This window comes from Kitasatospora sp. NPDC056800, assembly GCF_042789775.1.
Lineage (GTDB): Bacteria > Actinomycetota > Actinomycetes > Streptomycetales > Streptomycetaceae > Kitasatospora.
On sequence record NZ_JBHUAL010000277.1, the window covers coordinates 1 to 10,494 of the forward strand.

Here is a 10,494-nt window from a genome sequence, read left to right on the forward strand (position 1 = left end):
CGGCCTCCGACCGGAGGTCAGTTGTGGGCGTGCAGGTCGGCGTTCAGGCCGCCCCAGGAGCCGGAGCGGGCGATGACCTCGACCGCGCCGCTCTGCGAGTTGCGACGGAACAGCAGGTTGTCCTGGCCGGACAGCTCGACGGCCTTGGCCACCGTGCCGTCCGGGGTGGTGACCCGGGTGCCGGCGGTCACGTACAGGCCGGCCTCGACCACGCAGTCGCTGCCGAGCGAGATGCCGATGCCCGCGTTGGCGCCGAGCAGGCAGCGCTCGCCGACCGAGACGACCTGCTTGCCGCCGCCGGACAGGGTGCCCATGATCGAGGCGCCGCCGCCGATGTCGCTGTGGTCGCCGACGACGACGCCCGCGCTGATCCGGCCCTCGACCATGGAGGTGCCCAGCGTGCCGGCGTTGAAGTTGACGAAGCCCTCGTGCATCACGGTGGTGCCGACGGCCAGGTGGGCGCCGAGCCGGACGCGGTCGGCGTGGGCGATGCGCACACCGGTCGGGGCGACGTAGTCGGTCATCCGCGGGAACTTGTCGATCCCGTAGACGGCCAGCTGGCCGCCCTGGGCGCGCACGGCGAGCCGGGCCTGCTCGACCTTGTCCACCGGGACGGGGCCGATGCTGGTCCAGGCGACGTTGGCCAGCAGGCCGAAGACGCCGTCCAGGTTCTGGCCGTGCGGCTTGACCAGGCGGTGGCTGAGCAGGTGCAGGCGCAGGTACACGTCGTGGGTGTCGAGCGGCTTCTCGTCCAGCGAGGCGATGGTGGTGCGCACGGCGACCACCTCGACGCCGCGGCGGGCGTCGACGCGCAGCGCCTCGGCCGCGCCGGCGCCGAGCTCGGCCTCGGCCTGCTCGGCGGTCAGACGGACGGTGCCGGCCGGGCCGGGCTCGGCGGCCAGCACGGGGGCGGGGAACCAGGTGTCGAGGACGGTGCCGTCGGCGGCGATGGTGGCCAGACCGGTGGCCACGGCGCCGTTCGCCGGGGAGGTGGATTCGAGCGAGGTGGATTCAGCAGTCACACCGTGCACGTTAACCAATGCGGGGCTCCGGTGCCGAACACGCCCACCGGGCGGACGCGCCCGGCGAAGGCGCCGGTCGGCGGCCCGCGGGGCGGGAAAACCCGGTGCCCGGCGTTCGGGCACTGGGCAATACTTCAGCGGGTGTTCATGTCGATCTCCACCACCGGCAGCGCCGAGGACCCGGCCACGGACCTCGGGTTCCTGCTGCACAAGCACCCCGACAAGGTCCAGCGGTTCACCACGTCGCACGGTGAGGCCCACGTCTTCTACCCCGAGGCGGGGGACGAGGTCTGCACGGCGGCGCTGCTGCTGGACGTCGACCCGATCGCGCTGGTCCGCAAGGGCCGGGGCGACGGCAGGGGGCGCGGCGGCTCGCCCGACTTCGCGCTCGCCCAGTACGTCAACGACCGCCCGTACGCCGCCTCCTCGCTGCTCGCGGTGGCGCTGCGGACGGTGTTCCGGTCCGCGATGAAGGGCGACTGCCCGGCCCGGCCCGAACTGCCCGGGCGGGCCCGCCCGCTGCGGATCGAGCTGCCCGCCGTGCCCGCGAACGGTGCGGGCGGTGTGGGCGGGGGCGGCGGCCCGGCTCTGGTGGTCCGGCTGTTCGAGCCGCTGGGCTGGCGGGTCGAGGCGACGGCGGTCCCGCTGGACGAGTCGTTCCCCGAGTGGGGCGAGTCCCGCTACGTCCGGATCGCGCTCTCCTCCGGGACGGTCCGGCTCGCCGACGCGCTCCAGCAGCTGTACGTGCTGCTGCCGGTGCTGGACGGCGCCAAGCACTACTGGGTCGCCCCGGACGAGGTGGACAAGCTGCTCGCGGCCGGTCAGGGCTGGCTGGCGGCCCACCCCGAGCGCGCCCTGATCACCCGCCGCTACCTGGCCCGGCGCTGGTCGCTGACCCGCGCCGCGATGGAGCGCCTGGAGCTGGCCCGGCTGGCGGAGGCCGACGACCGCGAGGTCGAGGGGATCGACAACGCGGTCGACGACCGGTCCGAGGAGGAGGTGCGGGACGAGCCGGAGCCCCGGCAGCCCTCGCTCGCCGAGCAGCGCCGCACCGCGATCCTCGCCGCGCTGCGCGAGACCGGTGCCGCCCGCGTCGCCGATCTCGGCTGCGGCCAGGGAGAGTTGATCGGCGAACTGCTCAAGGACGCCCGGTTCACCGGAATCCTCGGCGTGGACGTCTCCGCCCGGGCGCTGCGGTCGGCGAGGCGCAGGCTGGGCCTGGAGCGGATGCCGGAGCGTCAGGCGGCCCGGGTGACGCTGGCGCAGGGAGCGCTCACCTACACCGACGCCCGGCTCAAGGGCTTCGACGCGGCGGTGCTGTGCGAGGTGATCGAGCACCTGGACCTGCCGCGGCTGCCCGCGCTGGAGTACGCGGTGTTCGGCGCCGCCCGGCCGAGGGCGGTCGTGGTCACCACGCCGAACGCGGAGTACAACGTCCGCTGGGAGAGCCTGCCGGCGGGTACCGTCCGGCACGCCGACCACCGCTTCGAGTGGTCCCGGGCCGAGTTCCGGGCCTGGGCCGGGAAGGTCGCGGCCGCGTACGGCTACACCGTGGAGCTGCGCCCGGTCGGCCCGGAGGACGAGGAGGTCGGCGCCCCGACCCAGCTGGCCCTGTTCACCACGATGCCGACGCCCGCGACCACCACGACCCCGGGATCCACCACGACCCCGGGATCCACCACGACCCCGGGATCCACCGCGACCCCGGCACCCACCGCGACCACCGTGCCCATCACGACCGCGACGCCCGAAGGAGGCGAGCCCCGATGACCGATGACCCGACCGACACCCCCGGCGAGAGCCGGGACCAGGATCGCGCGGAGAGCACCGCCCCCCGCCGCCTCCCCGTCACCGACGTCTCCCTCGTCGTCCTGGTCGGCACCAGCGGCGCGGGCAAGTCCACCTTCGCCCGCCGCCACTTCCTGCCCACCCAGGTGGTCTCCTCCGACTTCTGCCGCGGCCTGGTCGCCGACGACGAGAACGACCAGTCCGCCTCCGCCGAGGCCTTCGACGTCCTGTACTACATCGTCGGCAAGCGCCTGGCGGCCGGCCGGCTGACCGTCGTGGACGCCACCAACGTCCAGCCCGAGGCCCGCCGCCGGCTGGTCGAGATCGCCCGCGAGCACGACGTGCTGCCGATCGCGATCGTCCTGGACGTCCCGCCGGGGGTGTGCGCCGAGCGCAACCGCTCCCGCCCGGACCGGCAGCTGCCGGCCCATGTGGTCCCCCGCCAGCACCGGGAGCTGCGCCGCTCCCTCCGGGGGCTGGAGCGCGAGGGCTTCCGCAAGGTGCACGTCCTGCGCGGCGAGGCCGAGGTGGCGGCCGCCGGGATCGAGCTGGAGAAGCGCTACAACGACCTGCGCCACCTCACCGGCCCGTTCGACATCGTCGGCGACATCCACGGCTGCCGCTCCGAGCTGGAGACCCTGCTGACCCGGCTCGGCTACACCCTGACCCGGGACGCCGGGGGCCGCCCGGTGGACGCCGCGCACCCGGCGGGCCGCACCGCCGTCTTCGTCGGCGACCTGGTCGACCGCGGCCCCGACACCCCGGGCGTGCTGCGCCTGGTGATGGGCATGGTGGCGGCCGGCCACGCGCTCTGCGTGCCGGGCAACCACGAGAACAAGCTCGGCCGGGCGATGGACGGCAAGAAGGTCAACGTCGCCTACGGCCTCCAGGAGTCGCTGGACCAGCTGGCGGGGGAGAGCGAGGAGTTCCGGGCCGAGGTCCGCGCGTTCATGCGCGGCCTGGTCAGCCACTACCTGCTGGACGGCGGCGCCCTGGTGGTCTGCCACGCAGGCCTGCCGGAGCGGTACCACGGCCGCAACTCCGGCCGGGTCCGCTCGCACGCGCTGTACGGGGAGACCACCGGCGAGACCGACGAGTACGGCCTGCCGGTGCGCTACCCGTGGGCGGAGGAGTACCGGGGCCGGGCGCTGGTGGTCTACGGCCACACCCCGGTGCCGGCCGCGAGCTTCGTCAACAACACCGTCTGCCTGGACACCGGCTGCGTCTTCGGCGGCAGCCTGACCGCGCTGCGCTACCCGGAGCGCGAGCTGGTGGGCGTCGAGGCCGAGCGCGAGTGGTACGCCCCGGTGCGCCCGCTGATCACCGACGCGCCGGGCGCCCGCGAGGGCCGTCCGCTGGACCTCGGCGACGTGGCCGGGCGCCGGACCGTCGAGACCGGGCTGCACGGGCGGGTGGCCGTCCGGGAGGAGAACGCGGCCGCCGCGCTGGAGGTGATGAGCCGCTTCGCGCTGGACCCGCGGCTGCTCGCCTACCTGCCGCCGACCATGGCACCGAGCGCCACGTCCCGCCGGGACGGCTACCTGGAGCACCCGGAGGAGGCCTTCCTCGGCTACCGGGCGGACGGCGTGCGGCACCTGGTCTGCGAGGAGAAGCACATGGGCTCGCGCGCGGTGCTGCTGGTGGCCCGGGACGGGGCCGCGCTGGAGCGCCGTTTCGGCGTGGCCGGCCCCGGCGCGATCTGGACCCGGACCGGCCGCGCCTTCCTCGCCGACGAGGAGTTGACCGGCGCCGTGCTCGACCGGGTCCGGGCGGCCGCCGAGCGCGCCGGGCTGTTCGAGGAGCTGGCCACCGACTGGCTGCTGCTGGACGCCGAGCTGATGCCCTGGTCGCTGAAGGCGGTGGAGCTGCTGCGCCGCCAGTACGCGGCGGTCGGCGCGGCGGCGGGCGCCGCCCTGCCGGAGGTGCTGTCCGCGCTGGAGCGGGCGGCCGGGCGCGGCCTGGACCTGGCCCGGCTGACCGACCGCCAGCGGCAGCGCGCGGCCGACGCGCGGGCGTTCACCGAGGCGTACCGGCGCTACTGCTGGCCGACCGAGGGCCTGTCGGGCATCCGGCTCGCGCCGTTCCAGCTGCTCGCGGCCGAGGGGGCGAACCTCGCGGTGCGCCCGCACGACGAACACCTGGCCTGGATCGACCGCCTGGCCGCCGCCGACGAGACCGACGAGACCGACGAGACCGACGGGATCGACGGGATCGACGGGACCGGCACCGCCGGCCCGGCCGAGGGGACCGGCACGGAGGAGCCGGAGCGCCGCAAGGAGCCCCTGCTGCAGCGCACCCGCCGGATCCTGGTGGACACCGAGGACGAGGCCTCGATGGCCGCCGCCACCGCCTGGTGGGAGGAACTGACCGAGGCGGGCGGCGAGGGCATGGTGGTGAAGCCGCTGGTCTCGCCGGTGCGCACGGCGCGCGGCAAGGGCCGGCCGGGCGGCCTGGTGCAGCCCGGGGTGAAGGTGCGCGGCCGGGAGTACCTGCGGATCGTCTACGGCCCGGACTACACCGAGCACCTCGACCGGCTGCGCCTGCGCGCGCTGGGCCACAAGCGCTCGCTGGCGCTGCGCGAGTACGCGCTGGGCCTGGAGGCGCTGGACCGGCTGGCGGCGGGGGAGCCGCTGTGGCGGGTGCACGAGCCGGTCTTCGCGGTGCTCGCGCTGGAGTCGGAGCCGGTCGACCCGCGGCTGTGACGGCGGCGGCGGAGGGGGAGGGGAGCCCACGGAACCGACGGAGCCCCCGTGGGCGCCCCTCCTCCGCCCAGCCTCCGTATATAAATTCCGAGTATCGTATAGACTTGCCGCTTTCCGCAGTCCGTCAGTCCCGTCACCCCAGGAGCCCGGCATGGCCTTCAACCTCCGGAACAGGCACTTCCTCAAGGAGCTCGACTTCACGCCCCAGGAGTTCCGCTTCCTGGTGGACCTCGCCGCCACGCTCAAGGCGGCGAAGTACGCGGGCACCGAGCAGCCCCGGCTGCGCGGCAAGAACATCGCGCTGATCTTCGAGAAGACCTCCACCCGCACCCGCTGCGCCTTCGAGGTCGCCGCCCACGACCAGGGCGCCACCACCACCTACCTGGACCCGGCGGGCTCGCAGATCGGCCACAAGGAGTCCGTCAAGGACACCGCCCGGGTGCTCGGCCGGATGTTCGACGGCATCGAGTACCGCGGCCACGGCCAGGAGATCGTCGAGGAGCTGGCCGAGTTCGCCGGCGTCCCGGTCTGGAACGGCCTGACCGACGAGTGGCACCCCACCCAGATGCTGGCCGACGTGCTCACCGTCACCGAGCACACCGCCAAGCCGCTCCCGGAGGTCGCGCTCGCCTACCTCGGCGACGCCCGCTCCAACATGGGCAACTCGCTGCTGATCACCGGCGCCCTGCTCGGCATGGACATCCGGATCGTCGCCCCGCGCGCGCTCTGGCCGACCGAGGAGGTGCAGGAGTCGGCGAAGGCCCTGGCCGGGACGACCGGCGCCCGGATCACCCTGACCGAGGACGTGGCCGAGGGCGTGGCCGGCGCCGACTTCCTCTACACCGACGTCTGGGTCTCGATGGGCGAGCCCAAGGAGGTCTGGGCCGAGCGGATCGAGCTGCTCAAGCCGTACCAGGTCTCCATGGACACCGTCCGGGCCACCGGCAACCCGGACGTGAAGTTCCTGCACTGCCTGCCGGCCTTCCACGACCTCGGCACGGCGGTCGGGCGGCAGATGCACGAGGCGACCGGCATGACCGAGCTGGAGTGCACCGACGAGCTGTTCGAGTCGGCCCACTCCATCGTGTTCGACCAGGCCGAGAACCGGCTGCACACCATCAAGGCGGTGCTGGTCGCCACCCTCGGCTCCTGAGGCACCGGCTCCTGAGTGCCCGCTCCTGGGCGCCCGCCCCGGCGGCCGCGCGGCTCAGCCGTCCAGCCTCACGCAGGCCACCCGGTCGCCCGCCGCGTGCGGGCCGGCCGGGGTGCCCGCGTGCAGCACCAGCGAGCGCGCCTCGCCCGGTCGCGGCTGCCAGCCCACCACGGTGGTGGCGCTGCCCCGGCCCCGCCCGTCGGTGCGCAGCGCCAGTCGCAGCTCGTTGCGCTCGTTGGCGTACGCCGGGTCGGTGGACGGCTGCACCGGGTCGACCTCGTCCTGGTAGTGCGGCCCCGAGGAGGCCGGGTCGGCCCCGCAGCGGCCGGTGTGCAGGTGTGCGGGGAACTCGTGGTCGGGGGCGAGTCCGGAGGCCTTCAGGGTGAGCACCGTCCGCCCGGGTACCGAGCGGTCGGTGACGATCCGGACGTGGGCGCCGTACGGCACCAGGTCGCTCGCGTAGCTGATCGCCGCCGGGGGGACGAAGGCGGTGGCCGGGTCGAAGTCGGCCTCGACGACCGAGACCGGTGAGGCGGCGGGGGCGAGCAGGGCCAGCGGCAGCAGGGCGGCGGCGAGCGGAGCGGTCATCGGTCGGGCCTTCCGGGGGCGGGGCGACGGGTCCCCCTGCTAACGGCGCCCCGGCCCGGAGGACACCGCTCCGGGCTCCCGGGGCCCCGGTGCGTCAGGCGGACGGCCCGCGCCGGACCCCGCACCGGACCCCGTACAGGCGAGCCGCCACACCCGCCCGGGCCCGGGCGCGGGGGTGAACGGGGGCCAGGGGCGAACCGGGCGCGAACAGAGGGGAAAGAGTGCGGACGGCCCCGCCGGCCGACGCCGCCCCCTCGCCGACCGGCGGTTCCGGTGGTGAGCTAGTGGTGGTGCCGCTGACGGCGGCCGCCGTCGTGGCCGGTGCGGTCCGGCCGAAGGGGCCGGAGCGCGAGCGGTGCGGCCCGGACGATCGGTGTCCCGAGGCATGCACTATGGTTTATCTCGACATCGAGATAACTGCCGCCTAGGATATATCTCGACATCAAGATACTTGCCGAGAGGCGCTCGCCGGCGATGCGGGCAAGGCAAGCCTAAGTAAGGCTGACCTTACCACCGCGTGACGGCCGGATACCGCACGAAGCACCCAGAAGGAGTCAGTCGTGTCCGCGAACAGCTTCGACGCCCGCAGCTCGCTGCAGGTGGGCGACGAGTCGTACGAGATCTTCAAGCTCTCCGCCGTCGAGGGTTCCGCTCGGCTGCCGTACAGCCTCAAGGTGCTGCTGGAGAACCTGCTCCGCACGGAGGACGGCGCGAACATCACCGCCGACCACATCCGCGCCCTCGGCAACTGGGACGAGAACGCCCAGCCGAGCCAGGAGATCCAGTTCACCCCGGCCCGCGTGATCATGCAGGACTTCACCGGTGTGCCGTGCGTGGTCGACCTCGCCACCATGCGTGAGGCCGTCAAGGAGCTGGGCGGCGACCCGGCCAAGATCAACCCGCTGGCCCCGGCCGAGCTGGTCATCGACCACTCGGTCATCGCCGACAAGTTCGGCACCAAGGACGCGTTCACCCAGAACGTCGAGATCGAGTACGGCCGCAACAAGGAGCGCTACCAGTTCCTGCGCTGGGGCCAGACCGCCTTCGACGAGTTCAAGGTCGTCCCGCCGGGCACCGGCATCGTCCACCAGGTGAACATCGAGCACCTGGCCCGCACCGTCATGGTCCGCGGCGGCCAGGCCTACCCGGACACCTGCGTCGGCACCGACTCGCACACCACCATGGTCAACGGCCTGGGCGTGCTGGGCTGGGGCGTCGGCGGCATCGAGGCCGAGGCCGCGATGCTCGGCCAGCCGGTCTCCATGCTGATCCCGCGCGTCGTCGGCTTCAAGCTGACCGGCGAGCTGCCGGCCGGCACCACCGCCACCGACCTGGTGCTCACCATCACCGAGATGCTGCGCAAGCACGGTGTGGTCGGCAAGTTCGTCGAGTTCTACGGCGACGGCATCGGCTCCATCCCGCTGGCCAACCGCGCCACCATCGGCAACATGTCGCCGGAGTTCGGCTCGACCTGCGCGATCTTCCCGATCGACGCCGAGACCATCAACTACCTGAAGCTCACCGGCCGCGACGAGCAGCAGCTCGCCCTGGTCGAGGCGTACGCCAAGGAGCAGGGTCTCTGGCACAACCCGTCGCACGAGCCGGTCTACTCCGAGTACCTCGAGCTGGACGTCTCCACCGTCGTCCCGTCGATCTCCGGCCCGAAGCGCCCGCAGGACCGCGTGATCCTGGCCGAGGCCGCCGAGCGGTTCGCCGAGGCGCTGCCGACCTACTCCGCCGAGGCCTCGAAGCCGACCGCCGTCACCGCCCCCGACGGCTCGTCCTACGAGATCGACAACGGCGCGGTCGTGATCGCCTCGATCACCTCCTGCACCAACACCTCCAACCCCTCCGTCATGCTGGGCGCCGCCCTGCTGGCGAAGAAGGCCGTGGAGAAGGGCCTGCACGTCAAGCCCTGGGTCAAGACCACCCTGGCGCCGGGCTCCAAGGTCGTCATGGACTACTACGAGAAGGCCGGCCTGCTCCCGTACATGGAGAAGCTGGGCTTCAACCTGGTCGGCTACGGCTGCGTCACCTGCATCGGCAACTCGGGCCCGCTGCCCGAGGAGGTCTCGGCCGCCGTCAACGAGGCCGACCTCGCGGTCGTCTCGGTGCTCTCCGGCAACCGCAACTTCGAGGGCCGGATCAACCCGGACGTCAAGATGAACTACCTGGCCTCCCCGCCGCTGGTGGTCGCCTACGCCCTCGCCGGCAACATGAACATCGACATCACCCGGGACGCCCTGGGCCAGGACGCCGACGGCAACGACGTGTTCCTCGCCGACATCTGGCCGTCGGAGCAGGAGGTCGCCGACACCGTCGCCGGCTCCATCGACGAGGCCATGTTCGACAAGGGCTACCAGGACGTCTTCGCCGGCGACCACCGCTGGCAGTCGCTCCCGGTCCCGACCGGCAACACCTTCGAGTGGGACGCCGAGTCCACCTACGTCCGCAAGCCCCCGTACTTCGAGGGCATGGCCAAGACCCCGAGCCCGGTGACCGACATCGCCGGCGCCCGCGTCCTGGCCAAGCTGGGCGACTCGGTCACCACCGACCACATCTCCCCGGCCGGCAACATCAAGCCGGGCACCCCGGCGGCGCAGTACCTGACCGCCAACGGTGTCGAGAAGCGCGACTTCAACTCCTACGGTTCCCGTCGTGGCAACCACGAGGTGATGATCCGCGGCACCTTCGCCAACATCCGCCTGCGCAACCAGATCGCGCCGGGCACCGAGGGCGGCTACACCCGCGACTTCACCCAGGCCGACGCGCCGGTGTCGTTCATCTACGACGCCTCGCAGAACTACCAGGCCGCCGGCGTCCCGCTGGTCGTCCTGGCCGGCAAGGAGTACGGCTCCGGCTCGTCCCGCGACTGGGCCGCCAAGGGCACCGCGCTGCTGGGCGTCAAGGCCGTCATCGCCGAGTCGTACGAGCGCATCCACCGCTCGAACCTGATCGGCATGGGCGTCCTGCCGCTGCAGTTCCCGGAGGGCGAGAACGCCGAGTCCCTCGGCCTGACCGGCGAGGAGACCTTCTCCTTCACCGGCGTGACCGAGCTCAACGAGGGCCGCACCCCGAAGACCGTCAAGGTCAAGGCCGGTGACAAGGAGTTCGACGCGGTCGTCCGCATCGACACCCCCGGTGAGGCGGACTACTACCGCAACGGCGGCATCCTGCAGTACGTGCTGCGTTCGCTGATCGGCTGAGCATGAGCCTCTGAGGAGGCCGGACCGCATCCCGC

6 protein-coding genes are annotated in these 10,494 nt (G+C 73.0%); 4 read left to right on the plus strand and 2 right to left on the minus strand.

From position 1 onward, the window contains the following. Nucleotides 1–17: 17 nt before the first annotated feature. A complete protein-coding gene (gene dapD, locus ACFRQN_RS37580; RefSeq protein ID WP_049648981.1) occupies nt 18–1,022 on the minus strand; it encodes a 2,3,4,5-tetrahydropyridine-2,6-dicarboxylate N-succinyltransferase in 1,005 nt (334 codons plus the stop codon). 141 nt (nt 1,023–1,163) lie between these two features. On the opposite strand from dapD, the gene ACFRQN_RS37585 reads away from it, so the two are divergent. From ACFRQN_RS37585 to argF, 3 genes are all read left to right on the plus strand, one after another. Further along, entirely contained in the window at nt 1,164–2,792 is a 1,629-nt protein-coding gene (locus ACFRQN_RS37585; protein WP_380745057.1) for a 3' terminal RNA ribose 2'-O-methyltransferase Hen1, read from the plus strand. Then, the gene (locus ACFRQN_RS37590) at nt 2,789–5,512 is read left to right on the plus strand and encodes a polynucleotide kinase-phosphatase (RefSeq protein WP_380745059.1); all 2,724 of its coding nucleotides are present in this window, start codon (nt 2,789–2,791) and stop codon (nt 5,510–5,512) included. The genes ACFRQN_RS37585 and ACFRQN_RS37590 overlap by 4 nt, the downstream gene beginning before the upstream one ends. A gap of 151 nt (nt 5,513–5,663) precedes the next feature. Beyond that, nucleotides 5,664–6,665, plus strand: coding sequence for an ornithine carbamoyltransferase (gene argF / locus ACFRQN_RS37595; RefSeq protein WP_049648979.1), 1,002 nt, complete (start codon nt 5,664–5,666; stop codon nt 6,663–6,665). Nucleotides 6,666–6,719: 54 nt separating this feature from the next. Here argF and ACFRQN_RS37600 read toward each other — a convergent pair whose 3' ends face one another. Then, entirely contained in the window at nt 6,720–7,253 is a 534-nt protein-coding gene (locus ACFRQN_RS37600; protein ID WP_380745061.1) for a superoxide dismutase family protein, read from the minus strand. Nucleotides 7,254–7,813: 560 nt separating this feature from the next. Between ACFRQN_RS37600 and acnA the strand changes: the two genes are divergently transcribed. Then, nucleotides 7,814–10,459 carry an aconitate hydratase AcnA gene (gene acnA / locus ACFRQN_RS37605; RefSeq protein ID WP_049648977.1) on the plus strand — a complete coding sequence of 882 codons (2,646 nt, stop codon included), beginning with the start codon at nt 7,814–7,816 and terminating at the stop codon, nt 10,457–10,459. Nucleotides 10,460–10,494: the final 35 nt, after the last annotated feature.